Genomic DNA, 23,424 nt, shown 5'->3' on the forward strand with positions numbered 1-23,424 from the left:
TTTTTGAACCTCCTTTATTTTTTCCTGTAAACTATTCTTCCCTTTTTCAAATCGTAAGGAGATAACTCAACTACAACTTTGTCTCCTGGTACGATCTTTATGAAGTTCTGTCTCATCTTACCGGAAATGTGTGCGAGTATCTCAAGATCGTTGTCTAACATCACCTTAAAGGTCGTGTTGGGCAGAGCATCTATAACCCGCCCTTCTATTCTTATCATGTCTTTTTCTTCAGGCATTAATTCCCTCCGGGATCGTCAATATTTCAACCTCCCCTTTATGTAAAACCACCGTGTTCTCATAATGGGCGCTCGGAAGACCATCGATGGTAACAACTCCCCACCCATCTTCGAGCACTCTTACCTTCCAATCTCCCATGCTCACCATTGGCTCTATCGCAAGAACTAACCCTTCCATCAAAGGAATTCCCCTTGACGGTTTGCCAAAGTTTGGAACTTGAGGATCTTCGTGAAGAGCCTGACCTATGCCATGGCCAACGTAATCTCTTATGACAGAAAAGCCGTTAGATTCGACAAGAGTTTGTATGGCATAGGATATATCTCCCAGTTTCTTTCCAGTTCTAAACTGGCCTATTCCGGCAAAAAATGAATCACGCGTTACGTCTATTAATTTTTGCTTTTTTTCGTCTATCTGACCCACCGCATAGGTCCTTGCCCCATCACCATACCATCCATTGTAAATCGTTCCAACGTCTATCGAGACTATGTCTCCATTCTTTAAGACGATCTTTTTGGAAGGTATTCCATGGACCACAACTTCATTCGGACTTATGCAAGAGGCAGCCGGATAACCTTGATAGCCTTTAAAGGCCGGTATGACATGTTTCTTTTCAAAAAACTCTTCTATTATTCTATCAAGATCGTAGGTAGTAACTCCATCTTTAATGTAGTCCTTGATGTATTCAAGAACCTCTCCAACGACTCTGTTTGGATATCTCATTGCATCGATCTCTGCTTCCGATTTCAATTTTACCATTATTTTTTGCCTTCGATCATCTTTATCAAAATTTCCTCTACTTCCCTTACCGGTAATGTCCCATCTACGGTAAAGAGAAGTTTTTTCGCGGAATAGTAATCTATGACAGGCTTTGTCAATTCGAGATAAACTTTGTATCTGTTTCTTACCGTCTCCGGTTTATCATCATCGCGCGTTATCAAAGGAACATGGCAATCATCGCAAAGTTCATCTTCCTTCGGTGGATCGGTTATCATGTTGTAATTTCTGCCGCACTTAGGGCACATTCTCCTCGCCGATAACCTCTCGACGATGACCTTCTCTGGAACATCCACGTATATGACATGATCGAGTTTCTTTCCGATCGAAGAAAGTATCTCATCGAGAGCCTTCGCCTGATTAAGAGTCCTTGGAAATCCATCGAGTATAAACCCGTTTTTTGTGTCTGGCTTTGAGAGCCTTTCTTTCACTATTTGATTCATCACGGCATCGTCAACGAGTTTTCCCGAGTTTATTATGTCTCTGACTTTTTTTCCAAGTTCACTTCCAGATTCCATCTCATTTCTTAACATATCTCCGGTAGAGATGTGCGGAATTTTGAAAGTTTTAGATATAACCTGCGCCTGAGTTCCCTTTCCGGCTCCGGGGGGACCTACGAAGATTATATTCATATTCTCCCCTTCAATTTGCCACGTTTTATGAATCCTTCATAATGGCGCATGATGAGATGGGCTTCCATCTGCTGGACAACGTCAAGTGCGACACCGACCGCTATCATCATTCCCACACCACCGACTATTTGACCGGAGTTGCTTCCAACTATTGTAGCAGAAATGTTCGGTAAAAGCGCTATCACGACAAGAGCAATGGCACCCAAAAAGGTGATGCGGCTCAAAACTTTTGCCAAATATTGCTCTGTCGGAACTCCCGGACGGATACCCGGTATGAATCCTCCATATTCTTTTATGTTGTCCGAGACATCGTGAACATCAAAGGTTATTGCACTGTAGAAATATGTAAAGAAGAAGACGAGCAGAGCGTAAACTACGATGTAAAATACCGAATTAAATCCGAAAATGCTTTGCAATGTGTAATTGTGCGTGAATTGAGCGATCATCGATGGAATCATCAATATAGCGACGGCAAAGATTATAGGCAGAACTCCACCTTGGTTTACCTTCATTGGAATGTAACTCGATTGACCACCGTACATGCGTCTTCCCACTACTTTTTTAGCGTACTGGACTGTTATTCTTCTTTCGCCCTGCATTATGTATATAAGGCCGAAGATCGTGACGACGAAAATGAGGAAGAACAAAGCCCACGAAGTTATAGAAAGATTTGAAATGATCATCTGGCCAAGATAGAATGGATATGTCGCGACAACTCCTGCGAAGATGATTATAGATATACCATTTCCTATTCCCTTGTCAGTTATCATCTCGCCAATCCACTGTAAGAACATGCTACCTGCCATGAGGGAGATCGAAGAAAGTATTATGAACGCAACTTTGTTAAGCCCGGGAGTCGCATGAGGCATGACAACGACTATCGTTAAAGCGACTGCTTCGACAGCGGCAAGTAAAAGTGTGAGTTCGCGGGTATACTTTTCTATCTTTTGTCTTCCCTGTTCTCCTTCTTTTGCGAGTTCCTTCAAACTCGGAACAACGGCCATCAAAAGTTGAAGGATAATGGAGGCATTTATGTAAGGAGTGACGCTCATTGCAAATATAGACATATTGCTCAGCGCACCGCCGGCAAAAGCGTTAAGTAAGGTAAAAAATCCTCCACCTGCTCCTGCGGAAACGCCGTTAAAAAAATTCGCCCAACTTGCAAGGCTTATGCCGGGTACAGGTATGTAAACACCCAGCCTGAATACGGCAAGCATCAAAAAAGTAAAGATTATTCTGCTCCTTAACTCGGGAATTTTGAATGAGTTCCTAATTGCCTCCCACACTCATATCACCTCTATTTGCCCGCCGGCAGATTCTATCTTCTCCTTTGCCGAAGCACTAAAGGCATTCGCACTTACTTTTAAGGATTTTTTCAATTCTCCGTTTCCGAGAATTTTCACCCCATCCTTTATCTGTCTTACAAGGCCGCTTTTTATGAGAAGATCAAGGGTAACATGGGTATTGTTCTCAAAATCATTGAGATCCCCAACATTGACAGGCACGTACTCTTTATGATTTACGTTTTTAAATCCACCTTTAGGTAATCTTCTGTAAAGTGGAGTCTGTCCACCTTCAAATCCAGTTCTCACATTTCCGCTCTTTCTCGATCCCTGACCATTCATACCGCGGGTGGAGGTTTTTCCATGACCTGAACTTCTTCCTCTTCCGAGGAGTTTCGATCTTCTTCTCGATCCCGGCGTTGGAGTTATATCTTCAAGTTTCATTCGAATTCCTCCTTATTGTACTTGTTCAACCCTGACAAGATGGGAAATCTTTCTTACCATTCCAAGAATTTGAGGAGTTTGTTCTACCACAACGACATCATGCATCTTCCTAAGTCCCAAAGCCTTGGCAGTTTGGCGCTGATCGTATTTGTAGCCAATGGGACTTTTAACAAGTTCTATTCTGACCTTCATTGTTTTGTAACCTCCTCGCCATGGAACAATTGCCTTAAAGATATCCCGCGCAATTTGGCGTAATATTCGGGTGGTTTTATCTCGTCAAAGGCTTTAAAAACGGCTCTCAAAATGCTAAGAGGCGTATTGGATCCGAGAGATTTGCAAAGCACATTCTTTATACCCGCAAGTTCCAAGGCAGGCCTTGCCGTATTGCTCGCTATTATACCGGTTCCGGGTGCGGCCGGCTTTAGAAGCAATCTTGCGGAATCGAATTTGACCTCGACGGCATGAGGAATGGTGTCATTCACAACGTTTACGTCTATCATATTTCTCTTGGCAAGGTTCGAAGCCTTTCTTATTGCATCGACAACTTCGCGGCCACTCGCAACGCCAAGACCGACCTTCCCATTCCTGTTTCCGACGACCACAATGGCCCTGAAACTTAAATTTTTACCACCCTTCACAACTTTGGCAACTCTTCTTACCTCTACGACATTCTCTTCGAATTCCGTCTCCGACTCCTGAATTGTTTCCAGTGGCCTTCTTCTTAATTCTCTATCTTCATCGTCTTTCTGAAGATCGCGTGGCATCATTTACCTCCTTAAAATTTCAATCCGCTCTCTCGAGCACCGTCGGCGATTTCCTTTATTCTTCCATGGTAACGAAAACCGCTTCTGTCAAAAACAACCTCTTTGATTCCGGCCTCGATCGCACGGGCACCTATTTCCTTCCCAACAAGGCGCGCGGCTGCCTTATTCCATGTTTTATTCTTAAGCGCTTCTCTCAAACTCTTTTGCAGAGTCGAAGCGCTAACCAACGTTTTAGCGCTGTCGTCATCTATTATCTGGGCATAGGCATGCTTATCGCTTACAAAAACAGAAAGTCTCGGAACATCATGGGTACCATGAATTCTTCTTCTTATCGCAAGATGTCTTTTTATTCTTTTTGCTTTTCTGTCAAATGGCTGGATCACAGTATTACCTCCTTAAACTTTCTTTACTTCTTTGAGCCTTATCGCTTCTCCGGCGTATCTTACACCCTTACCCTTCGCAAAGACCATAGGCTCACGCGTCTTTCTTATCTTCGCCGCGAATTGACCAACCAATTCTTTGTCTATTCCTTTGACTATTACCTGGTTCGGCTTCGGTACTTCTATGGTTATTCCCTTCGGGGGATCGAGTTTAACGGGCTGGATATAACCAAGGTTGAGGATCAAAGACTTACCCTGAAGTTGGGCTCTGTATCCAACACCTTCAACTTCGAGTTCTTTTTGGAATCCCTTGGTTACTCCCTCGATCATGTTTTTAAGAAGTGCCCATCTCGTTCCAATTATGGCCCTGTTCTTCTTCATGACCCTTGGGGGCAGATCAAGGTTTTCCTTTTGTGAAACCCATATTTTGTTTCCGTCTATTTTGAAATCAACGAAAAGATAATTCATGGAAAGTTGGCCGAGAGGTCCCTTAACGGTTATGGTATTTGGATCTATCTTTACCTCGACACCTTTTGGAATTTCTATAGGTTTTCTTATAAGTCTCGACATTTCACACCTCCGCTTACCATACGTAAGCTATGACTTCTCCACCTATTCCGAGAGCGCGCGCTTCTTTGTCTGTGATAATGGGCTTTTCCGGATTAGAAGTGGAGATTATCGCTATTCCAAGGCCACTGTTGACCACTGGCAATTTGTCCTTTGAGACGTATATCCTTCTTCCGGCGTGAGAAACTCTCACTATCGAGTTTATCGTCCTTATCTTCGTTCTTTTTTGGCCGGAATATTTCATGAAGATTCTCAATACGCCCTGTTTGCCATCCTCTATGTATTTGTAATCTTTTATGAAGCCTTCTCTTTTAAGAATGTCGAGTATGGCCTTTTTTATATTAGAGGCCGGCACATCTACAACCTCTTTGTAGACCATATTCGCATTTCTTATTCTTGTAAGCATATCGGCTATAGTATCTGTATACATCTTATCACATCCTTACCAACTGGCTTTTTTAATTCCAGGAAGTTTTCCCTCTAAGGCTAATTTCCTGAAGCAAAGCCTGCAAATGCCCAATTCTCTCGAGACAGAATGGGGCCTTCCACATATCTTGCATCTCGTGTACTGGCGAGTCTTGTACTTAGGCTTTGCGTTTGCTTTATTTATAAGCGCTTTGCGGGCCATTTCATCACTCTCCTTAAGAATTCTTGCTAAACGGCATGCCAAGTTTTTCCAAAAGATATCTCGCTTCTCGATCTGTTTTTGCCGTCGTAACTATAATTACGTCCATTCCCTGAATTCTCGAAATTTCACCTGTTATTTCGGGAAAGATAGTCTGCTCTGACAAGCCCATCGAGAAGTTTCCCCTTCCATCGAAGGAGTTCGGATTGACCCCTTTGAAGTCACGGATCTTTGGCATCGCGATGTTGAAAAATTTGTAGAGAAAGTTGTACATTCTCTCTCCTCTTAGGGTAACCTTTATTCCGACGGGCATACCCTGTCTTATCTTGAAGTTGGAAACGCTTTTCTTTGCCTTTGTGACGACTGCTTTCTGTCCGGCGATATTCGTGAGTTCCTGAAGATGTTTATCGATTATTGCCTGATTTCGCGATCCCTCGCCGATACCCATATTCAATACAACTTTGCTTACTCTCGGAACTGCGAGTTTGTTCTTGTATCCAAGTTCTTTCATGAAAAAGGGTACAACCTCTTTTTCATATATCTCTTTCAAAGCAACAGACATTTTATTCCTCCTCTCGCATCAGATCTTATCGATGCTTTCTCCACACTTTTTGCAGATTCTTATGTTCATTCCATCTTCGGTCTTCTTGTGTGAGATGCGTGTGGGAGAACCACAGTTAGGGCAAACTACCATCAATTTGGATTCATAGATAGGGGCTTCTCTTTCAACGATTCCTCCCTCTCTAACTGATGCGGTAGGCCTTTGGTGTTTCTTTATCATATGGACTCCCTGAACTATGACCTTCCCCTGATCAGGAAGTACCTTTATAACTTTTCCTCTTTTTCCCTTATCTTCGCCGCTCAAGACCACAACGGTGTCATCTTTTCGTATATTCAGAGTGTGTCTTTTCATATTTCCACCTCACAACACTTCGGGAGCAAGGGATACGATCTTCATATACCCTTTTTCCCTTAATTCTCTGGCCACAGGACCAAAGATTCTTGTTCCCCGTGGTTCATTTTCCTTATCTATCAAAACTGCGGCGTTGTCATCGAATCTTATGAATGATCCGTCCGGCCTTCTTATTTCTTTTCTTGTCCTCACTATGACGGCCCTTACTATTTCGCTTTTCTTTATGTCGGTGTGTGGAACGGCCTCTTTAACAGTCCCTATGACGACATCTCCAACAGTACCTCTTTTTCTGTTAGGACCACCAAGTACTCTTATGACAAGGATTTTTCTTGCACCAGAATTGTCTGCGATGTTCAATATGCTCTCTTGCTGAATCACTGGGAAACACCTTCTTCCTTGCTTATCTGTGTCTCTTCAACCTTTAGAGTATTTTTCTTGACTATTGAGATGACCTTCCAGTTCTTTTCTTTGCTAAGAGGTCTCGTTTCTTCTATCTCTACTACGTCTCCTATATTACATTCGTTATTCTCATCATGAGCCTTGTATTTTGATGTCTTGACAATGGTTTTTCCGAATCTCGGATCCCTTCCGGTCTCTTTTACAAGTACAACCACGGTTTTTTGCATTTTGTTACTTACAACTTCACCGATTAGATGTTTTTTCATTTCTGGTTCCCCTTCTTATTCGAATTAACGGGAGTCAAACCGAGTTCTCTTTCTCTTATAAGCGTTTTTATTCTTGCTATATCTCTTTTTGTTTGTTTTATTTGCGACGTATCTTGAAGTTGGGAAAGTTCGAGTTGAAACCTCAATTTGTAAAGTTTCTCTTTCTGATCCTTTTCAAGAGCCGTTAATTCGTCTATGGTCATTTCTCTTAAATCCTTAGCCTTCATAGCGATTCACCTCCAAAGGAAGTCCTCTGGACGATCTTCGTCTTTATGGGCAACTTTGAAGATGCTAACCTTAAGGCTTCTTCGGCAACCTCTTTGTTGACTCCTCCTATTTCAAACATGATCTTTCCCGGTTTAACAACACATACCCATTTTTCCGGGTTTCCCTTTCCGCGTCCCATTCTGCTTTCGGCAGGATGAACGGAGACAGGTTTATCTGGGAAGATCTTTATCCACAGCATGCCAGATTTTTTAAGGCTTCTCATTATAGCAACACGGCACGCTTCTATTTGTTTGTTCGTTATCCATGCAGGCTCAAGTGCTTTTAGACCCCATTCTCCAAAATTTATCTCCGTGCCACCTTTGGCAAAGCCTCTCATTCTTCCGCGCTGCTGTTTTCTATATTTAACCCTTTTAGGGATAAGCATCTTTGCAAACCTCCTTATCAACGAATCAGGCTGATTTCACCGGCGAATTTTCTTTGGTAAATATCCAAACCTTGACTCCGAGCACTCCGTATTTCGTCTTGGCTATCGCAAATCCGTAATCCACATGTGCCCTCAAAGTTTGGAGAGGAACTCTTCCCTCCCTGTACCATTCGCTTCTGGCTATTTCAGCACCGTTTATTCTTCCACCAACCATCGTCTTAACACCAAGGGCTCCCTTTTTAAGGGCAAATTGAATGCTTCTTTTCATCGTTCTTTTGTAAGAAGCCCTCTTCTCAATTCTACCGGCAATGAATTCCGCTGTTAATTGTGCATCTAACTCGGGCGTTTTAACTTCTTCAATACTTATTGAAACCTCTCTTTCTGGAGAGACAACTGATTTAACGAGATTTTTTATGTTGTTTATTTCGGCGCCTTTCTTTCCGATAAGTATGCCCGGTCTACCCGTTACTATTATCACATTTACCCTGTTTCCGGACCTTTCTATTTTTATCTTCGATATGCCGGCATGGTAATATTCTTTCTTTACCTTTTTTCTTATTGCCTCGTCTTCGAGTAAATATTCAGAGTAATGTTTTTCGCTAAACCATTTTGCCTGCCAATCGTGAGAAATCCCAAGCCTAAAACCTATTGGATGTGTTTTCTGACCCATATCATTGCACCTCGCTCTCAGTCGCAGGTTGAACTTTAGGTGATTTCAATTCCGCTTCTTTTGATCTATCTCTTACCACAATCGTTATGTGAGAAAGCCTTTTGAGCATCATCGAAGCGCGTCCTCTTGCCATCGGATTTAGTCTTTTCAATCTCGGAGCATCATCAGCCATGCATCTTGCAACGTAGAGCGAGTCAACGTCAAGTTTGAAATTATTTTGGGCATTCGCTATGGCACTGTTGAGAATTTTTTGGACAAGTTTTGCGCTTTTTGTATTGGCAAACTCAAGTATTTGCAATGCCTGGCTTACATTCTTACCTCGTATGGTGTTCAATATGGATCTCACCTTGTACGGACTTATTCTAAGGTATCTTCCGCGAGCAATGGCTTCTATTGGCTCGGGAGCAGATGCTTTTCTTTCTCTGTGGAAAACAGATCTCTTAACTCTTTTTTTATCTTCGGCCATCGATTTCACCTCTGTCATTTCTTAACTTCTCCCTTTATAGCCTTCTTCTCCGTGTGACCTCCAAAACGTCTTGTCGGAGAAAATTCACCCAATCTATGTCCCACCATTGCTTCGGTTATGTAAACAGGTATATGTTTTCTTCCATTGTGAACTGCTATGGTATGTCCTATCATGTCTGGCAATATCATCGAAGCCCTCGACCATGTCTTTATGACGCGTTTCTGGCCGGCTTCATTTAGACTCTGTATTTTTTTCATGAGTTTCGCATCTACAAATGGGCCTTTTTTAGTTGAACGACTCACTCAATCTTCCTCCTTTCGCTACTGCGCCTTGACATCATTTCTTCTTCTTACTATGAATCTGTCAGATCTTCTCTTGCCACGGCGGGTTTTGTACCCTTTGGCCGGTGTGCCCCATGGACTTTGCGGGATATTTCCACCCTTTGTTCTTCCTTCTCCACCACCCATTGGGTGATCGACGGCATTCATAGTCATACCTCTTACGGTAGGCCTTATTCCCATCCATCTGCTTCTACCAGCCTTACCAGAAGACTCATTCATGTGTTGCTCATTTCCGACGATTCCTATTGTGGCCATGCAGGTCTCTCTAACCCTTCTCAATTCTCCAGAGGGCATCCTCAAAAGCGCGTACCCAGATTCCCTTGCCATAAGTTGAGCGGAGTTTCCTGCACTTCTCGCTATTTTACCACCAGCGCCCGGGACAAATTCTATGTTATGGACAAAGGTTCCAACCGGGATCTTCGATAACGGTAGCGCATTTCCCGGCTTTATATCTGCATCAGGGCCGGATACCACAGTGTCTCCAACGTTTAATCCCTGCGGGGCTATTATATACCTTTTTTCTCCATCAACGTAATGAAGAAGTGCTATTCTCGCGCTTCTATTCGGATCGTATTCGATCGAAAAGACCTTCGCCGGTATTCCTATTTTATCTCTTCTGAAGTCTATGATTCTGTATTTGTTTTTGTTTCCGCTCCCATGATGACGGGTTGTTATTCTACCGTAGGAATTCCTTCCGGCCGTAGACTTTTTACCAACCGTCAAAGATTTCTCCGGCTTTTCCTTTGTTATCTCGGAGAAATCAGATCTTATCATGTGCCTGACTCCAGGAGAGGTAGGTCTAAAACTTTTAAGTCCCATATCAAATTGCTCCTTTCAGTTGATCAGATTAGACCCTCAAGTTCCTGGATCTTGAATCCTTCTTTTAACTGGACGATTGCCTTTTTATAGGATCTCGAATATCCTTCGGATCTGCCATATCTTTTCGGCTTTCCCTTGACATTCATTATCCTGACATCGGCAACCTGAACGTTGTAAAGCCTTTCAACGGCATTTCTGACAGTATGCTTATTGGCCCTCAAATCAACTTCAAAAGAATAAGTCGCATTCTTTACACCGGACAACGCTTTTTCAGTTATCAACGGCCTGATAAGCACATCATGAGGTGTTATATCACCTAACGGCATTTCCATACACCTCCGATATCTTTTCGACGGTGCGCCTTGTAAGGACAACCCAGTCGAATTTTATCAAATCGTAAACGTTCAATCCATCTACGTTGGTCGTGTTTTTGCCGGGATTATCCGCAATTATAACTTTCGCATCCTTCAGATTTCTCGAAGAAAGTTTCACGTTGATCTGCTTATCATTTTTCGTGTCCAAGACTATAACGGCATTTGAAGATGGAACGATCCTTCTCAAAGCGCTAACGAATTCTTTCGACTTTGGAGCATCCATCTCGAATTTATCGACAACGAGTAATTTACCATCCTTGAATTTTGCGGATAAAGCCGATCTTATCGCTCCGGCTTTCATCTTTTTGTTTAATCCTTCCGACCAGTCTCTCGGACGGGGTCCAAAGACGACGGCACCATGTCTCCAAAGAGGCGATCTTATCGAACCTGCTCTCGCGCGGCCAGTGTGCTTTTGAGCCCATGGCTTTCTTCCACCACCCGAGACCTCTCCTCTGAGTTTGGTCGAAGCAGTTCCAGATCTTCTATCTGCAAGTTGTTTATGGATATACCTAAAAAGCAGATCTTTATTTGGCTCTATTTCGAATATCTCTGGCTTCAAAGAAATCGTTCCAACTTCTTTCCCTTCCAAGTTCAAAACCTTAACTTCTGCCATGATCATTTCACCTTCCAATTTTTGGCAGAACGTATGTAGACAACAGAACCACGAGCGCCAGGGATTGATCCCTTTATCGCTATAGTTGAGTTGTCTTTGTCTATTCTGACAATTTGAAGATTCTTTATCGTTCTGTTTACATCTCCCATGTGTCCGGCCATATGGGTTCCTTTCAAAACTTTTGCAGGTTCAGTGTGCATTCCTGTGGATCCATGTTTGGGAAATTTCGTTCCGTGTGTTTTATCATGACCGCCAAAATTCCACCTTTTGACTGCGCCCTGAAAACCTTTTCCCTTTGTTCTACCGGAAATATCGACATGATCTCCTTCTGCGAAGATAGATGCATCTAAACTCTGACCGATTTGATAACTTTCGATATCTTCAGTTCTGATTTCGGCAAGATGCCTCATGGGAGGTACATTTGCCTTTTTAAAATGACCCATCATTGGCTTTGAAGCCTTTTTTTCGGGAATAGTTTCAAAACCTATCTGAACTGAATTGTATCCGTCATTTTCAACAGTTTTCTTCTGAACTACAACGCACGGACCGGCCTTTAAGACCGTTACGGGAATGGCCTGGCCATCTTTGAATATTGTAGTCATACCTATTTTTTTACCGAGTAAAGCCTTCATCAAGACACCTCCAGCCGCTTCACAGTTTCAATTCTACTTCCACACCGGCCGGAAGATCCATCTTCATCAGAGACTCAACTGTCTGAGGCTGAACTTCCAATATGTCTATGAGTCTTTTGTGAACGACCTTTTCGAACTGCTCTCTTGAGTCTTTGTCCGTGTGTGGAGACCTCAAAACGCAATAGACTGTTCTTTCGGTCGGAAGCGGTATAGGTCCTGAAACTTTAGCGCTTGTTTTTTTCACAGTTTCGACGATCTTTCTGGCCGATTGATCTAAAAGTTCGTAATCATACGCTTTCAATTTTATTCTTATTTTCGACTTTGCCATCCGAAAAAACCTCCTTCAAAATCCAGAGGGGATTTATCCCCTCCAGAATCACTCAAGTATCTTGGAAACAACGCCAGCGCCAACTGTTTTTCCACCTTCACGAATGGCAAATCTCATACTTTCCTCGAGCGCGACTGGTTTTATAAGTTCAACTGTCATGACCGTGTTGTCTCCAGGCATGACCATTTCGACGCCTTCTGGCAATTTGACTATCGTTCCGGTGACATCCGCAGTTCTTATAAAGAATTGAGGTCTATATCCCGGAACAAAAGCAGTGTGGCGTCCTCCCTCTTCCTTTTTAAGAACGTAAACGTTCGCTTCGAACTTTGTGTGAGGTGTTATCGTACCGGGTTTGGCAAGCACCTGTCCCCTTTCAACCTCTTCTTTTTTGATTCCTCTCAAAAGACATCCGATGTTATCGCCGGCTATACCTTCATCCAACAATTTTCTAAACATTTCAACACCGGTTACAACTGTCTTTTGAGTCGGTCTTAAACCTACGAGTTCGACTTCATCGTTGACGTGTATCTTTCCACGTTCAACTCTTCCCGTGACAACTGTTCCTCGTCCGGTTATAGTAAAGATATCCTCAACCGGCATAAGGAATGGTTTGTCGACCTCTCTCTTCGGTTCTGGTATGTAGGTATCAGCCGCGTTCATAAGATCAAGGATCTTTTGAGCCCAAGGATCATCGAGACTTGTCGCTTCAAGTGCTTTTAAAGCGCTTCCGCGTATAACCGGAATCTCATCGCCCGGATACTGGTATTTCGTGAGTAACTCTCTTACTTCCATCTCTACGAGATCAACGAGTTCTGGATCATCGACGGCATCGACTTTATTTAAAAACACGATCATCGCCGGAACGTTGACCTGTCTGGCAAGCAATATGTGTTCTCTCGTTTGTGGCATTGGACCATCGACTGCAGAAACGACAAGGATGGCACCATCCATCTGGGCCGCTCCAGTTATCATGTTCTTTATGTAGTCAGCATGGCCCGGGCAGTCAATATGGGCGTAATGCCTTTTGTCCGTTTCATACTCAACGTGAGAAACGTTAATCGTTATACCCCTTGCCTTCTCTTCTGGAGCCTTATCGATCTGATCGAATGGAACGAATTCCGCTTCTCCCTTCATGGAAAGAACTTTGGTTATCGCCGCTGTGAGAGTTGTCTTACCATGATCTATATGTCCTATCGTTCCGATGTTAAGATGTGGTTTGTTTCTTACAAATTTCTCCTTTGCCATTTAAATTCTACCTCCTTGAAAATTATTTAACTTTTATTATCTTATCGACAAAATTTTGAGGAACTTCAGCGTAATGAGAAAATTTCATAGTGTAAACAGCCCTTCCCTGGCTTAAAGATCTCAAAACCGTTGCATAACCAAAAAGTTCTCCAAGAGGGACAAGCGCTTTTATTATTCTCGCATTACCTCTCGTGTCAAATCCTGTTATCTGCGCTCTTTTTGAATTAAGATCCGCAACAACATCTCCCATATATTCGGTAGGAGTTGTTATTTCGAGTTCCATTATCGGTTCCATCAATTTTGGTTTTCCCTTGGCCAGGGCCTCTTTTGTAGCAAGAGAACCGGCTATCTTAAAGGCTATTTCGGATGAATCTACCTCGTGATAGGATCCATCGTATAGCGAGGCCTTTATATCAACAACCGGATATCCTCCCAAACTACCCGAAGAAAGTGCTTCTTTGACGCCTTCTTCAACCGCGGGAATGTATTCCTTCGGAATTATACCACCAACTATTTTATTTTCAAAAACGAATCCCTTTCCTCTTTCAAGAGGCTCGAACTTTATTCTCACGTGACCGTACTGACCTCTTCCACCGCTCTGCCTTATGTACTTTCCTTCGGCGTCTACGGGGACAGAGATCGTCTCACGGTAGGCAACCTGTGGCTTTCCAATCTGGGTCTTAACGTTGAATTCACGCAACAATCTGTCTATTATTATTTCAAGGTGGAGTTCTCCCATTCCTGCAAGAATTGTCTCTCCACTTTCCTGATCGACTGAAACTCTGAATGTCGGGTCTTCATCCATTAACCTCGCAAGGGCATCCTTCAATTTTTGCTCATCATCCTTGCTCTGAGGCTCAACCGCTATGGATATAACCGGATCCGGAACATCGAGAGATTCCAAAACTATAGGATGTGCCTCATCGCAAAGCGTATGGCCGGTAGTCGTGACCCTAAGACCTATACATGCAACTATATCACCAGGGCCTGCGTAATCGAGATCTTCTCTTTTGTCCGCGAACATTTGAAGAAGCCTCGATATCCTCTCTTTCGTTCTTTTGGTGGAGTTGTAAACGTAACTTCCCTTCTCGAGCACTCCCGAGTATATCCTCAAATAAGTGAGTTTCCCAACGTACGGATCGGAGAGTATCTTGAACGCAAGCGCTGTAAAAGGTTCGTCCGGAGATGGGAATCTTACGACATCATTTCCGTCGAGGTCCTTTCCAGAAACAGGGGGAAGGTCAAGGGGAGACGGAAGGTAATCCATCGCGGCGTCTATTAAAGGTTGAACGCCTTTATTTCTGAAAGAAGATCCGCAAAGCACCGGAAAGAACTTAGTTTCTATCGTGCCTTTTCTTATAACGGCCTTTATCTTTTCGACAGGTATAGTCTCTCCATCAAGGTACATCTGAAGAATTTCATCATCTATGTCTGCAAGTTGGTTCATAAGTTCGTCTCTTAACTCTTCAACCCTGTCGAGAAGGTTTGGAGGAACTTCGGAATATTCCATCTTTGTGCCAAGTTCATCCACCCATCTTATGGCCTTCATGTTTATTATATCGACAACGCCTTCGAATGAACTTTCCGATCCTATCGGATATTGAATGACAAGAGGTTTTGCACCTAATTTGTCGATCATGGATTTGACGGCCATGTCAAAATCGGCGCCAATCTTGTCCATCTTGTTCATAAAGGCAATTCTTGGGACTTTGTATTTTGAAGCCTGACGCCAGACCGTTTCAGATTGAGGCTCAACTCCAGCCGATGCGTCAAAGACGGCAATGGCACCGTCAAGCACCCTCAAAGACCGTTCTACCTCAATTGTGAAGTCCACGTGCCCGGGCGTATCAATGAGGTTAAAATGATGACCCTTCCAGTCGAATGAAATAGATGCCGAAGTTATAGTTATACCACGTTCTCTTTCTTGGACCATCCAGTCCGTCGTGGTATTCCCATCATCGACATTTCCCATGGCATGCTTTTTGCCAGAATAAAAAAGTATTCTTTCTGTAGTAGTTGTTTTTCCGGCATCTATGTGTGCCATTATCCCTATATTTCTTAATTTTTCAAGTTGTAAAACTTTTTCAGGCATTTTTAAAACCATCACCATCTATAATGAGCAAAGGCTCTATTTGCTTCTGCCATCTTTTGAACGTCTTCACGTTTTTTGACGGCAATTCCTGTATTTGAATAAGCATTGAGAATTTCTTCAGCCAATTTCTCGCTTATAGGCCTTCCTTTTTTCGATCTTGCAGCCTCGACTATCCACCTTACGGCAAGAGAAGTCCTTCTCGGTTCCTGCACCTCGACTGGAACCTGATATGTTGCTCCTCCGACTCTTCTCGGTTTTACTTCAAGAACCGGTGCAACGTTCTCAAAGGCCTTTTTCAAAACTTCTAACGGTTCTTTTCCACTTTTTTCTCTTACAATCTCAAGAGCGTTATAGAAATTCTTCTGGGCAACGCTTCTTTTCCCATCCCACATTATCTTGTTAATGAATCTTGTTACAAGTTCATCGTGATAAACTGGATCGGGTAAAACCTTTCTTACTTCAGCCCTTCTCCTTCTCATCGTTTACCTCCAAAGATCAAGCAGTTTGCTTTTTCGGGCGTTTGACACCGTAACGGCTTCTCGCCTTTTTCCTGTTCTCAACGCCTTGGGCATCCAAAGCGCCTCTTATTATCTTGTATCTTATTCCAGGCAGGTCCTTAACCCTTCCTCCCCTTACAAGCACGACGGAGTGTTCCTGAAGGTTATGCCCTTCACCCGGGATGTAAGAAGTTACTTCTGCCCCGTTGGTTAACCTTACCCTTGCTATTTTTCTGAGAGCAGAATTTGGTTTTTTCGGCGTCATCGTGGAAACACGAATACAAACTCCTCTTTTCTGAGGATTCCCGCCAAGCGCTGGTGATTTACTTTTGCTCTTTAATCTCTCTCTTCCTTTTCTAATCAACTGATTAATCGTAGGCATTTGATGACTCTTTGCCTCCTTCAATTAAATTTTATTAACACTTGGTATTCTACAACATAAATGTATTTTTAGTCAAGCAAAAATAGAGAATCATAAAGTTCTTCCCACATTCTTAAAACATTTTTCTCGGAATAGAAGTCTGCTATCTTTCTCGATCGCCCGATGTACTCATTTCGAAAAGCCTCTTGCTCTCTCAACCTTTTGATGAGAGAAGCGAAACCATTTGCATCATTTGAGGACAGATAACCATCGAAGAGTATTTCTTTGTAAAGTGGGATATCCCTTAGGACAAGAGGCAGTCCACACTGTGTCGCTTCGAGAACGGTCATTGGAAAAAGTTCTTGATAAGATGGTAAGAAAAGCACATCGCAAGATTGAAAATATTTTGCGACCTCCGAACGATCCAAAATGCCCGTGAAAATAAGATTCGAAGGTGGACTTTTCATTATTTCTTTGTACCTTTCATACCCATCCGTTATTTTACCAAAAGAGAATCCGCCGATCCATACGAAAAGAAAGTCTGGAAGCAATTTTGCCGTCTCAACAAAATCATCTATTCCTTTGCGCTTCTGAACCTGACCCGCACCGACTATCACGAATTTGTCTTGAGGTATATTTAGACTTTTCCTTAATTCGGACTTTTGTGTCTTATCAACGAGATGAAATAATTCATCCGAAACGTAATTTGGAACGTAAACTATTTTGTCAGGATCCAGACCATCCTTTACAAGTTCATCCTTGTAAAAAGGATTTACAACAACGAGTCTGTCTGCCTGCTTGTAAAAATGTATTATGTATTTCACGATGATCGGAAATAAGATCTTCGGAATTTTTAAACTTCCCTTAAGAGAATCTGGCATAACGTGACAACTTATGACTATTTTTTTGTGATGATGTCTGTATTTTTTTATCAAAAAGTAAGAACCTATATCAAATGTGTGAACGTGCAAAATGTCAAATAAGTCTTTGGAATTGACAAAAACGTTGAACTTCTTTGATTTTTTTAACAACTTCGAATGTTCTTTGAAAGCCGAATCAACACCCTGACCTTTAACCCTGTCCGAAATAGAGCGTATGTTTATCGATCTCATGAATTCACCTTCCGATGTATCAAGATGCGTTTTTGACGAATTTGACACTTCTCCAAGGACTCGAAAAGAATAAGACCGGATATATAAAAGCAAATGTCACATACTCAACCGCTATATATATAAAGGTGTCAAAAACACTTTGCAAAAAAGATTTCTTACCGACGATTTTTAACGTTGTAAAGACAAGACCAAAGATGAAACCTCCCAGGCCAATTACAATCAAAGATGGAATGGAATAGATGAAAATAGGTAGATAGGTGAAAGACGCAAAAACAAAATTTCCGATCAAGACCGCGATCTTTTCCTCTTTGAGATAATGAGGAATGCCCATCTTCAGCCAGTTGATTCTCTGCTTGAAAGACTTCCCAAGGGTTGATGGCGCTCTTTCGTGAACTGGAAGGGTTATAAAATATTCTATTTTATATCCATTTCTGCGCAGGTATTTTCCCATCTCTGTGTCTTCGCTAAAAACGTCCTTTTCATAACTGAATTTTTTTGCGACTTCGCCTTTTATGAAAAATCCAGAGCCAGAAAAGACCCATGGAATTAAGTTTATGATTTTCATTCCAGTCATCATGAGTTCATCTGCATCACCGATTCTGTATCCTACATTATTGGCCGTATCGTTACGCCTTGTCAGATGAACCACATCTATATTTTGATTTTTGGCAGCAAAAAGTCCTTTTTTAAAATCCTCAAAAGAAACTCTCGAGTCTGCATCTATGATAAAAAAGTAATCCGACTCAATAGAATGGAAAGCATCCTCAATTCCCCTTCCCTTTGGATGGATAACTCTGTCTGCCTTTTTGAGCCTGACGATATCAATTCTACCGGGGTATTCTTTAGACTTTTCGATCAATTTTTCGTAAGTGCCATCTGTTGAATTGTCATCGTAGATGCGCATTTTGACATTGTCTGGAAAAGAAAGATAATGATCAACTGCGTCGAATATTACCGCTCCTTCATTTTTTTCAACTACAATTATAAATACATTTAAATTTTCCCATTTAACGTCCTTGTATGTTTTTTCTTCGTGCCAAATCCGGGAAAGTAAATGCTTTAGGACAAAAAAGGATGAAAAAATCATCAATGCAAAAAAACTCGCCAAAATTACCCATAAAGGAACAAAGGAAGTGTAAAGGCCTATCAAAAAAACGAGTAAGTATACACAAATAGAGCATACCCATGTAATCTTCATATTTGTCCCCTTTAATTAACTACATGACACATAGCGCATGCTTGTGCACGTAGTAATCAATTAGCATTTCATACCCAATCACAGATTTTATCACGGATCTTAATTTAAGTCCAAAAGTTGCTATAATCTTTAAAAGAAGGTGATGGAATGAAGGAAGAATTTCTAAAAGAATTTTTTCCGCAAAATGCGTTCGATTTAGAATGGGAACTTTCAAGATTTCACAGATCAAAGGGTGGTGATGGGGTTTCGAGGGCGGTGAATTTGATTCAGAATTTCATCGGAGAATCAAGGGTTTTGAAATACCCTCTTGAGAGAACTTACGAAACATGGCGCACGCCAAGGGGTTGGAATCTTAAAGATGGATTTTTAAAGATCGTAAATGGGAAATACATAGCAGGATCTCTCGCACTCTCTCCGATAAATGCCATCTTCCTTTCTGGAAAGACAAACGGAGTCGAAAGGCTCAAGGTTGTCGATGTGGGAGATGGAGAAAATGAAAAGGACTACAAAAAGGACGTTCGTGGTAAGGCGATCCTTGCAAGTGGTAATCCCTCAAGGGTTTACAGAATGGCAAAGAAGTTCGGTGCAAGGTGTGTTTTATCTTATTTTATGAGGGCACAGGATCCTTATATAAAAAGGAGTCCAGAATTGATTCCAGATGCCGTTAACTACACTGCATTTCCAGTCGATAGCGATGAAAGTATATTTGGTTTTGCGCTCTCTTACAATCAGTACGTTGATTTAAAAACTCTTGCAAAGAAAAATTTAGAAATAGAATCTTTCATGGATGTTGATTCCGGCACGAATCAACTTGAGATTTTGGAAGCGAGAATTGGAAAGCAGGGAAAAGAAAAGCCGATAATTTTGACTGCCCATCTATGCCATCCAAAGCCCGGAGCAAATGACAACGCAAGTGGTTCCGCCTTACTTGCAGAAATAGTAAGGGTATTGAAAAAGTTCGAGATAAACAGAGAAATAATAGCCCTATGGATACCAGAAATGTACGGTACCATCGCCTACCTTACAGATCATGATCACGATTTTGAATTCAACATAAATCTTGACATGGTCGGCGAGGATCAAGACATCACTGGATCCACTCTCGATCTTTCGTCAACACCGTGGTCTCTACCATCTTTTATAAATGAATTGATGGCAGTCCATCTCCAAAATCCACGCTTTCGAATGAAAGAGGGAAGTTATTCCGGAGGATCGGACCATTACATCTTCGTAGATTCCTCTATCGGTGTTCAGGCAGTATCCCTTACCCAGTGGCCAGACAGATATTACCACACAAGTGAGGATACCCCTGATAAGGCAAGTGTTCGATCTTTTGATTGGATAGGAAGGGCGACACTCGAGAGTCTTGGAGATATAATCGATGGTATTTCAAAAGAAATTGCCCAAGCGACGGCCAGCCGTATTTTTGATCGTTTCATGAAATACGATAAAGATCCTCTGGTCAAAAACTGGATCGCATTCAGAACCTACAAAAGTTTAGAAGCCTTCTCAAAATATGCCGATGTCAAAAATCTTATGAATTACGTCAAAAAAGAGATAAACCTTGATCTTAGATCAAAAGGTGTAAAAAGATTTAAAGGTCCTCTCGGTGACTCGTGGATGAATGAAAAGGACGAAGAATGGGAATTTGAAACTCTAAAAAAATATCCCGCTTTCAGAGATTACAAAGACGAACTTCTCAATTTTCTTGATCTCGGCTTTAATTTCAAAGAGGCCGTCAAAATAGCCTCGGAAGAGTTCAGGATAGAGAACCTTCACGATTCGGAATATCTTGTAAAGAGACTTGAGGAAGAGGGATTAATCAAAAGCGTGAATTTCAGATGAGTTCTATTATTTTATCTGGTATCTTGTCGAGATCGAGGACGTAATCGGCAAGGCCCGCATTTACGACGGCACGTGGCATTCCGTAAACTACGGCCGTCTTTTCGGACTCAACTATCGTTGTGAAGTTTTCTCTCTTCATGAGTTTTAGTCCTTCAGTTCCATCTTTTCCCATCCCTGTAAGGATGACACACAAAATCTTCAAATTGGCCTTTGCTATGGTTGAAAGTGTGAAATCTATGGCCGGCTTTACCCCATTTATCTTGGGACCATCTGAAGGTCTTAAATTTATCCCATCGTTCACGGTAACCTCCAAGTGTGAATCTCCTTTTGCAACATAACCCGTCGAAGGCATCGCTTTGATCTGAGAATTAACTTCGTAAACTCTTATTTTTGATTCTTCTGAAAGTCTATCTGCAAGGGTCTTTGTGAAATTCGCCGGCATATGTTGAACTATCACAATTGGAACTGGAAAGTCTTTTGGAAGGTTTGGAATCAAATAATCCAAAGCCCTCGGTCCGCCCGTCGAAGATCCTATAAAAAGCATATCGTACAACCCACGTGGATGGATCGTTTTACTTACTTTGGGTTGGGAAATCTTCGGAGATATCTTTGCCTTGCTCGCGAGGATCAATTTCTCTGTGAGTTCATCTATTATCTCGTTTAAATCAAATGTTATGGCCCCACCCGGTTTCGCCACGAAATCGAAAGCACCACTTTTTAGTGCCTCTATGGTGATTTCCGCATCTTTGACGGTCAGGCTACTTACCATTATCACGGGCATTGGAGAATTACTCATAATAGCCTTTAGGGCGCTCAAACCATCCAAAACTGGCATTTGAACGTCTAAGGTCATAACGTCCGCTATTCCCTTTGACGCTATTTCCACAGCATCCTGACCATTTCTCCCGATCGCTACAATTTCAAATCCGCGCGATTGCAAAGAGTCTCGCATTATCTTTCTCATAAATGCCGAATCATCAACTATTGCCACTTTAATTTTTTCCATTTTTTCCACCTTTAAAAAAGATTATGAATATGTAAAAAAGATAGGCAAATAAAACCAAACTCGCGTAAAGTGCCAAATTTATCCCAAATCTCTTTCCGAATATTATTATTGCAACAGTTACCGCGAAGATGGCGGCCGTCAGAACACCGCCAGCCGCCATGTCTTTCATGTGCTTTACCTTCTCACTGTATTGAGGGTTTACAAAATCAAGAAACTCTTCAAAAAAAGAGTTGAATGTCTCAGAAAGCAGGACAAGCGTTATTGCAAGGAAGATCCACAAAAACTCGTCTGCTTCTAATTTCAAAATCAAAGAAACAATGATTACGGCTGCTGCGCTTGCAAAATGTATCTTCATATTTCTTTGGGTGCTTAGCGCATGTGCCATTCCGTTAAATGCGTATTTAAAACTATTTATCAAAGTTCTTCTTTTCATTCAAAGTTTATATTAGTACCTTTTGAATATGGCATCTTGAGATCTTTTCTTATTTGGAAAACCTTTGTCGACAATTTGTACCCTTCATCAAGCGCTTTGAGATTTTCATCTATGTACTTTTGTGGAACATTTTCCTTTATCGCATCTTCAAGCGCTTCATGACCGACTATACGTGTAGTTGCCGCGATAAGCCCCAAACTTATCGCATTGGCAAAAACGTGCCTGCCAAAGATCTCTTCGGCCTTTTGGGTTATTGGGACAGAGACGATCTTTTTTGTTATCACCATAACAGATGAAGGTATATCCGAGCACATCGATGAGTCAACGAATATTATCCCGTTATTTTTTAGATATTTAAAATGGGCCTTAAGTCCTATATCGTGCATTGCAAAAAAGATGTCGAAAGTCTTTACCTGAGGAAAATCTATTGGCTCATCGAAGAACAAAACGTCGCAATTAGTAAGGCCTCCTCTTACCTGCGCTCCATAGGACTGTGTCTGAACTACCCACTTTCCTTCCTTCGCGAGAGCGTCAGAAAGGATAGTGCCCAAGAGCACATTTCCCTGACCACCTATACCAGAAATCCTTATGCTAAATGGGATCTCCGTTGATTTTGAAGTGTAGAGATTTTGACTCATGATCCCACCTTCAATCTTTCGCGCAATTTAGCGTATTCAGAGACATACCCGCTCTTTTGAACTTCTACAAATTCTCCTATGATAATTTTTCCTGCCAGTTCTTCCTGCGAAAGCGTCTTTGCCTTTTCAACGTTGATAGAATTGTCTTTGAAATATTGCATCATTCCCGGCGCGTCAGATGATTTGTTGTATCTTCCATAATACGTTGGACACTGAGTAATGGCATCGATGACCGAGGTCCCTTCATGGGCTATTGCCTTTTGAATGTACTTTACCATTAACATGTAATGATAAGTTGTGGCGCGCGCAATGTATGTCGCGCCTGCCGTTTTAGCCATTTCAACGATGTCGAAAGGTTTTTCAAGGTTTCCATAAGGTGCCGTTGTTGCCTTGTCACCGAATGGCGTGGTCGGAGAGTACTGACCACCTGTCATCCCATATATGTTGTTGTTGTAAACTATTATCGTTAAGTCCATATTTCTTCTGCACGCATGGATGAAATGATTTCCTCCTATGGCCATAGCGTCACCGTCTCCGGTTATAACGATAACTTTCAAATCAGGCCTTGCGAGTTTAACGCCGGTTGCAAATGCGATTGCCCTTCCGTGAAGGGTGTGCATCGTGTTAAAATCTATGTACCCCGTGGCTCTTGAGGAACATCCTATTCCCGATACAACGGCGATGTTGCTCTTTTGTAGTCCAAGATTTTTTATCGCCTCAAGCATTGCCTTTAGAACTATTCCATTTCCACATCCCGGACACCATACCGTTGGCAAATGACCTATCCTTAAATACTCAAGTGCTTCATCCTTGTTCAA

General features: G+C 42.0%; 36 protein-coding genes. 1 reads left to right on the forward strand and 35 read right to left on the reverse strand.

The genetic code is table 11. The annotated features are described in order from the left end of the window. Positions 1-14: 14 nt before the first annotated feature. The 31 genes from infA to ATHSA_RS00525 all read right to left on the reverse strand — a co-directional run bounded on the left by infA (position 15) and on the right by ATHSA_RS00525 (position 18,684). Positions 15-236 (reverse strand): translation initiation factor IF-1, encoded by a 222-nt coding sequence (infA, locus tag ATHSA_RS10095; protein WP_170288386.1) that lies wholly within the window; start codon positions 234-236, stop codon positions 15-17. Next, complete coding sequence (map, locus tag ATHSA_RS00380) at positions 229-993, reverse strand: type I methionyl aminopeptidase (protein ID WP_161847219.1); 765 nt, start codon at positions 991-993, stop codon at positions 229-231. The genes infA and map overlap by 8 nt, the downstream gene beginning before the upstream one ends. Beyond that, a complete protein-coding gene (locus ATHSA_RS00385) occupies positions 993-1,643 on the reverse strand; it encodes an adenylate kinase (protein ID WP_161847220.1) in 651 nt (216 codons plus the stop codon). Before ATHSA_RS00385 ends, map begins: the two co-directional genes overlap by 1 nt. Beyond that, a complete protein-coding gene (secY, locus tag ATHSA_RS00390; protein WP_161847221.1) occupies positions 1,640-2,929 on the reverse strand; it encodes a preprotein translocase subunit SecY in 1,290 nt (429 codons plus the stop codon). The genes ATHSA_RS00385 and secY overlap by 4 nt, the downstream gene beginning before the upstream one ends. Then, on the reverse strand, positions 2,930-3,370 hold the full coding sequence (gene rplO, locus ATHSA_RS00395; protein ID WP_161847222.1) for a 50S ribosomal protein L15: 441 nt from the start codon (positions 3,368-3,370) through the stop codon (positions 2,930-2,932). A 12-nt stretch (positions 3,371-3,382) separates the two neighbouring features. Beyond that, on the reverse strand, positions 3,383-3,562 hold the full coding sequence (gene rpmD / locus ATHSA_RS00400) for a 50S ribosomal protein L30 (RefSeq protein WP_161847223.1): 180 nt from the start codon (positions 3,560-3,562) through the stop codon (positions 3,383-3,385). After that, entirely contained in the window at positions 3,559-4,134 is a 576-nt protein-coding gene (rpsE, locus tag ATHSA_RS00405) for a 30S ribosomal protein S5 (protein ID WP_161847224.1), read from the reverse strand. Before rpsE ends, rpmD begins: the two co-directional genes overlap by 4 nt. An 11-nt stretch (positions 4,135-4,145) precedes the next feature. Continuing rightward, positions 4,146-4,517 carry a 50S ribosomal protein L18 gene (rplR, locus tag ATHSA_RS00410; protein WP_161847225.1) on the reverse strand — a complete coding sequence of 124 codons (372 nt, stop codon included), beginning with the start codon at positions 4,515-4,517 and terminating at the stop codon, positions 4,146-4,148. Between the two features lie 12 nt (positions 4,518-4,529). Beyond that, positions 4,530-5,084 carry a 50S ribosomal protein L6 gene (rplF, locus tag ATHSA_RS00415; RefSeq protein ID WP_161847226.1) on the reverse strand — a complete coding sequence of 185 codons (555 nt, stop codon included), beginning with the start codon at positions 5,082-5,084 and terminating at the stop codon, positions 4,530-4,532. A gap of 13 nt (positions 5,085-5,097) precedes the next feature. Continuing rightward, entirely contained in the window at positions 5,098-5,511 is a 414-nt protein-coding gene (rpsH, locus tag ATHSA_RS00420) for a 30S ribosomal protein S8 (RefSeq protein ID WP_161847227.1), read from the reverse strand. Positions 5,512-5,523: 12 nt separating this feature from the next. Next, a complete protein-coding gene (locus ATHSA_RS00425) occupies positions 5,524-5,709 on the reverse strand; it encodes a type Z 30S ribosomal protein S14 (protein ID WP_161847228.1) in 186 nt (61 codons plus the stop codon). A gap of 13 nt (positions 5,710-5,722) precedes the next feature. Further along, positions 5,723-6,268 carry a 50S ribosomal protein L5 gene (gene rplE, locus ATHSA_RS00430; RefSeq protein WP_161847229.1) on the reverse strand — a complete coding sequence of 182 codons (546 nt, stop codon included), beginning with the start codon at positions 6,266-6,268 and terminating at the stop codon, positions 5,723-5,725. 18 nt (positions 6,269-6,286) lie between these two features. Further along, the gene (gene rplX / locus ATHSA_RS00435; RefSeq protein ID WP_161847230.1) at positions 6,287-6,619 is read right to left on the reverse strand and encodes a 50S ribosomal protein L24; all 333 of its coding nucleotides are present in this window, start codon (positions 6,617-6,619) and stop codon (positions 6,287-6,289) included. Between the two features lie 9 nt (positions 6,620-6,628). After that, positions 6,629-6,997, reverse strand: coding sequence for a 50S ribosomal protein L14 (gene rplN / locus ATHSA_RS00440; RefSeq protein ID WP_161847231.1), 369 nt, complete (start codon positions 6,995-6,997; stop codon positions 6,629-6,631). Continuing rightward, a complete protein-coding gene (gene rpsQ / locus ATHSA_RS00445) occupies positions 6,994-7,284 on the reverse strand; it encodes a 30S ribosomal protein S17 (RefSeq protein WP_161847232.1) in 291 nt (96 codons plus the stop codon). The genes rplN and rpsQ overlap by 4 nt, the downstream gene beginning before the upstream one ends. Next, a complete protein-coding gene (gene rpmC, locus ATHSA_RS00450) occupies positions 7,281-7,511 on the reverse strand; it encodes a 50S ribosomal protein L29 (RefSeq protein WP_161847233.1) in 231 nt (76 codons plus the stop codon). Before rpmC ends, rpsQ begins: the two co-directional genes overlap by 4 nt. Further along, a complete protein-coding gene (gene rplP / locus ATHSA_RS00455) occupies positions 7,508-7,936 on the reverse strand; it encodes a 50S ribosomal protein L16 (RefSeq protein WP_161847234.1) in 429 nt (142 codons plus the stop codon). Before rplP ends, rpmC begins: the two co-directional genes overlap by 4 nt. 25 nt (positions 7,937-7,961) lie before the next feature. Continuing rightward, positions 7,962-8,606: a 30S ribosomal protein S3 gene (gene rpsC / locus ATHSA_RS00460; protein WP_161847235.1), complete on the reverse strand. Its 645-nt coding sequence runs from the start codon at positions 8,604-8,606 to the stop codon at positions 7,962-7,964. A gap of 1 nt (position 8,607) precedes the next feature. After that, a complete protein-coding gene (gene rplV, locus ATHSA_RS00465) occupies positions 8,608-9,090 on the reverse strand; it encodes a 50S ribosomal protein L22 (RefSeq protein WP_408626204.1) in 483 nt (160 codons plus the stop codon). Then, positions 9,087-9,374 carry a 30S ribosomal protein S19 gene (gene rpsS, locus ATHSA_RS00470; RefSeq protein ID WP_161847236.1) on the reverse strand — a complete coding sequence of 96 codons (288 nt, stop codon included), beginning with the start codon at positions 9,372-9,374 and terminating at the stop codon, positions 9,087-9,089. Before rpsS ends, rplV begins: the two co-directional genes overlap by 4 nt. 18 nt (positions 9,375-9,392) lie before the next feature. Beyond that, entirely contained in the window at positions 9,393-10,232 is an 840-nt protein-coding gene (rplB, locus tag ATHSA_RS00475; protein WP_161847237.1) for a 50S ribosomal protein L2, read from the reverse strand. Between the two features lie 23 nt (positions 10,233-10,255). Continuing rightward, entirely contained in the window at positions 10,256-10,558 is a 303-nt protein-coding gene (gene rplW / locus ATHSA_RS00480; RefSeq protein ID WP_161847238.1) for a 50S ribosomal protein L23, read from the reverse strand. After that, a complete protein-coding gene (gene rplD / locus ATHSA_RS00485) occupies positions 10,545-11,219 on the reverse strand; it encodes a 50S ribosomal protein L4 (RefSeq protein WP_161847239.1) in 675 nt (224 codons plus the stop codon). Before rplD ends, rplW begins: the two co-directional genes overlap by 14 nt. 2 nt (positions 11,220-11,221) lie before the next feature. Further along, positions 11,222-11,851, reverse strand: a complete 630-nt coding sequence (rplC, locus tag ATHSA_RS00490) for a 50S ribosomal protein L3 (RefSeq protein WP_161847240.1) — start codon at positions 11,849-11,851, stop codon at positions 11,222-11,224. Between the two features lie 19 nt (positions 11,852-11,870). Continuing rightward, positions 11,871-12,179, reverse strand: coding sequence for a 30S ribosomal protein S10 (gene rpsJ, locus ATHSA_RS00495; protein ID WP_161847241.1), 309 nt, complete (start codon positions 12,177-12,179; stop codon positions 11,871-11,873). A gap of 48 nt (positions 12,180-12,227) precedes the next feature. Continuing rightward, positions 12,228-13,424: an elongation factor Tu gene (gene tuf, locus ATHSA_RS00500; RefSeq protein ID WP_161847242.1), complete on the reverse strand. Its 1,197-nt coding sequence runs from the start codon at positions 13,422-13,424 to the stop codon at positions 12,228-12,230. Positions 13,425-13,446: 22 nt separating this feature from the next. Beyond that, positions 13,447-15,516, reverse strand: coding sequence for an elongation factor G (gene fusA, locus ATHSA_RS00505; protein WP_161847243.1), 2,070 nt, complete (start codon positions 15,514-15,516; stop codon positions 13,447-13,449). A gap of 11 nt (positions 15,517-15,527) precedes the next feature. Continuing rightward, positions 15,528-15,995, reverse strand: a complete 468-nt coding sequence (rpsG, locus tag ATHSA_RS00510) for a 30S ribosomal protein S7 (RefSeq protein WP_161847244.1) — start codon at positions 15,993-15,995, stop codon at positions 15,528-15,530. Positions 15,996-16,011: 16 nt separating this feature from the next. After that, positions 16,012-16,395 carry a 30S ribosomal protein S12 gene (gene rpsL / locus ATHSA_RS00515; protein ID WP_161847245.1) on the reverse strand — a complete coding sequence of 128 codons (384 nt, stop codon included), beginning with the start codon at positions 16,393-16,395 and terminating at the stop codon, positions 16,012-16,014. Positions 16,396-16,463: 68 nt separating this feature from the next. Beyond that, positions 16,464-17,486, reverse strand: a complete 1,023-nt coding sequence (locus tag ATHSA_RS00520) for a glycosyltransferase family 4 protein (protein ID WP_161847246.1) — start codon at positions 17,484-17,486, stop codon at positions 16,464-16,466. Positions 17,487-17,505: 19 nt separating this feature from the next. Further along, on the reverse strand, positions 17,506-18,684 hold the full coding sequence (locus tag ATHSA_RS00525; RefSeq protein ID WP_161847247.1) for a glycosyltransferase: 1,179 nt from the start codon (positions 18,682-18,684) through the stop codon (positions 17,506-17,508). Positions 18,685-18,831: 147 nt separating this feature from the next. Between ATHSA_RS00525 and ATHSA_RS00530 the strand changes: the two genes are divergently transcribed. Next, a complete protein-coding gene (locus ATHSA_RS00530; RefSeq protein ID WP_161847248.1) occupies positions 18,832-20,529 on the forward strand; it encodes a DUF4910 domain-containing protein in 1,698 nt (565 codons plus the stop codon). On the opposite strand, the gene ATHSA_RS00535 is transcribed toward ATHSA_RS00530, so the two are convergent. Genes ATHSA_RS00535 through ATHSA_RS00550 form a run of 4 tightly spaced genes read right to left on the reverse strand, consistent with a single transcriptional unit; the run spans position 20,522 to position 23,424 of the window. Then, a complete protein-coding gene (locus tag ATHSA_RS00535; RefSeq protein WP_161847249.1) occupies positions 20,522-21,535 on the reverse strand; it encodes a protein-glutamate methylesterase/protein-glutamine glutaminase in 1,014 nt (337 codons plus the stop codon). The two genes, ATHSA_RS00530 and ATHSA_RS00535, sit on opposite strands and share 8 nt — an antisense overlap. After that, complete coding sequence (locus ATHSA_RS00540) at positions 21,522-21,968, reverse strand: diacylglycerol kinase family protein (protein WP_232060096.1); 447 nt, start codon at positions 21,966-21,968, stop codon at positions 21,522-21,524. The genes ATHSA_RS00535 and ATHSA_RS00540 overlap by 14 nt, the downstream gene beginning before the upstream one ends. Next, on the reverse strand, positions 21,965-22,606 hold the full coding sequence (locus tag ATHSA_RS00545) for a 2-oxoacid:acceptor oxidoreductase family protein (protein ID WP_161847251.1): 642 nt from the start codon (positions 22,604-22,606) through the stop codon (positions 21,965-21,967). The genes ATHSA_RS00540 and ATHSA_RS00545 overlap by 4 nt, the downstream gene beginning before the upstream one ends. After that, the gene (locus ATHSA_RS00550; RefSeq protein ID WP_161847252.1) at positions 22,603-23,424 is read right to left on the reverse strand and encodes a 2-oxoacid:ferredoxin oxidoreductase subunit beta; all 822 of its coding nucleotides are present in this window, start codon (positions 23,422-23,424) and stop codon (positions 22,603-22,605) included. The genes ATHSA_RS00545 and ATHSA_RS00550 overlap by 4 nt, the downstream gene beginning before the upstream one ends.

Origin of the sequence: Athalassotoga saccharophila, from assembly GCF_009936215.1 — a bacterium.
GTDB lineage: Bacteria > Thermotogota > Thermotogae > Mesoaciditogales > Mesoaciditogaceae > Athalassotoga > Athalassotoga saccharophila.

Bases quoted from the DNA above. Each gene is read 5' to 3' on its own strand.
- infA (WP_170288386.1), bottom strand. From the start codon at position 236: ATGCCTGAAGAAAAAGACATGATAAGAATAGAAGGGCGGGTTATAGAT.
- map (WP_161847219.1), bottom strand. From the start codon at position 993: ATGGTAAAATTGAAATCGGAAGCAGAGATCGATGCAATGAGATATCCA.
- ATHSA_RS00385 (WP_161847220.1), bottom strand. From the start codon at position 1,643: ATGAATATAATCTTCGTAGGTCCCCCCGGAGCCGGAAAGGGAACTCAG.
- rplO (WP_161847222.1), bottom strand. From the start codon at position 3,370: ATGAAACTTGAAGATATAACTCCAACGCCGGGATCGAGAAGAAGATCG.
- rpmD (WP_161847223.1), bottom strand. From the start codon at position 3,562: ATGAAGGTCAGAATAGAACTTGTTAAAAGTCCCATTGGCTACAAATAC.
- rpsE (WP_161847224.1), bottom strand. From the start codon at position 4,134: ATGCCACGCGATCTTCAGAAAGACGATGAAGATAGAGAATTAAGAAGA.
- rplF (WP_161847226.1), bottom strand. From the start codon at position 5,084: ATGTCGAGACTTATAAGAAAACCTATAGAAATTCCAAAAGGTGTCGAG.
- rpsH (WP_161847227.1), bottom strand. From the start codon at position 5,511: ATGTATACAGATACTATAGCCGATATGCTTACAAGAATAAGAAATGCG.
- ATHSA_RS00425 (WP_161847228.1), bottom strand. From the start codon at position 5,709: ATGGCCCGCAAAGCGCTTATAAATAAAGCAAACGCAAAGCCTAAGTAC.
- rplE (WP_161847229.1), bottom strand. From the start codon at position 6,268: ATGTCTGTTGCTTTGAAAGAGATATATGAAAAAGAGGTTGTACCCTTT.
- rplX (WP_161847230.1), bottom strand. From the start codon at position 6,619: ATGAAAAGACACACTCTGAATATACGAAAAGATGACACCGTTGTGGTC.
- rpsQ (WP_161847232.1), bottom strand. From the start codon at position 7,284: ATGAAAAAACATCTAATCGGTGAAGTTGTAAGTAACAAAATGCAAAAA.
- rpmC (WP_161847233.1), bottom strand. From the start codon at position 7,511: ATGAAGGCTAAGGATTTAAGAGAAATGACCATAGACGAATTAACGGCT.
- rplP (WP_161847234.1), bottom strand. From the start codon at position 7,936: ATGCTTATCCCTAAAAGGGTTAAATATAGAAAACAGCAGCGCGGAAGA.
- rpsC (WP_161847235.1), bottom strand. From the start codon at position 8,606: ATGGGTCAGAAAACACATCCAATAGGTTTTAGGCTTGGGATTTCTCAC.
- rplV (WP_408626204.1), bottom strand. From the start codon at position 9,090: ATGACAGAGGTGAAATCGATGGCCGAAGATAAAAAAAGAGTTAAGAGA.
- rplB (WP_161847237.1), bottom strand. From the start codon at position 10,232: ATGGGACTTAAAAGTTTTAGACCTACCTCTCCTGGAGTCAGGCACATG.
- rplW (WP_161847238.1), bottom strand. From the start codon at position 10,558: ATGCCGTTAGGTGATATAACACCTCATGATGTGCTTATCAGGCCGTTG.
- rplD (WP_161847239.1), bottom strand. From the start codon at position 11,219: ATGGCAGAAGTTAAGGTTTTGAACTTGGAAGGGAAAGAAGTTGGAACG.
- rplC (WP_161847240.1), bottom strand. From the start codon at position 11,851: ATGAAGGCTTTACTCGGTAAAAAAATAGGTATGACTACAATATTCAAA.
- rpsJ (WP_161847241.1), bottom strand. From the start codon at position 12,179: ATGGCAAAGTCGAAAATAAGAATAAAATTGAAAGCGTATGATTACGAA.
- tuf (WP_161847242.1), bottom strand. From the start codon at position 13,424: ATGGCAAAGGAGAAATTTGTAAGAAACAAACCACATCTTAACATCGGA.
- fusA (WP_161847243.1), bottom strand. From the start codon at position 15,516: ATGCCTGAAAAAGTTTTACAACTTGAAAAATTAAGAAATATAGGGATA.
- rpsG (WP_161847244.1), bottom strand. From the start codon at position 15,995: ATGAGAAGGAGAAGGGCTGAAGTAAGAAAGGTTTTACCCGATCCAGTT.
- rpsL (WP_161847245.1), bottom strand. From the start codon at position 16,395: ATGCCTACGATTAATCAGTTGATTAGAAAAGGAAGAGAGAGATTAAAG.
- ATHSA_RS00520 (WP_161847246.1), bottom strand. From the start codon at position 17,486: ATGAGATCGATAAACATACGCTCTATTTCGGACAGGGTTAAAGGTCAG.
- ATHSA_RS00525 (WP_161847247.1), bottom strand. From the start codon at position 18,684: ATGAAGATTACATGGGTATGCTCTATTTGTGTATACTTACTCGTTTTT.
- ATHSA_RS00530 (WP_161847248.1), top strand. From the start codon at position 18,832: ATGAAGGAAGAATTTCTAAAAGAATTTTTTCCGCAAAATGCGTTCGAT.
- ATHSA_RS00535 (WP_161847249.1), bottom strand. From the start codon at position 21,535: ATGGAAAAAATTAAAGTGGCAATAGTTGATGATTCGGCATTTATGAGA.
- ATHSA_RS00540 (WP_232060096.1), bottom strand. From the start codon at position 21,968: ATGAAAAGAAGAACTTTGATAAATAGTTTTAAATACGCATTTAACGGA.
- ATHSA_RS00545 (WP_161847251.1), bottom strand. From the start codon at position 22,606: ATGAGTCAAAATCTCTACACTTCAAAATCAACGGAGATCCCATTTAGC.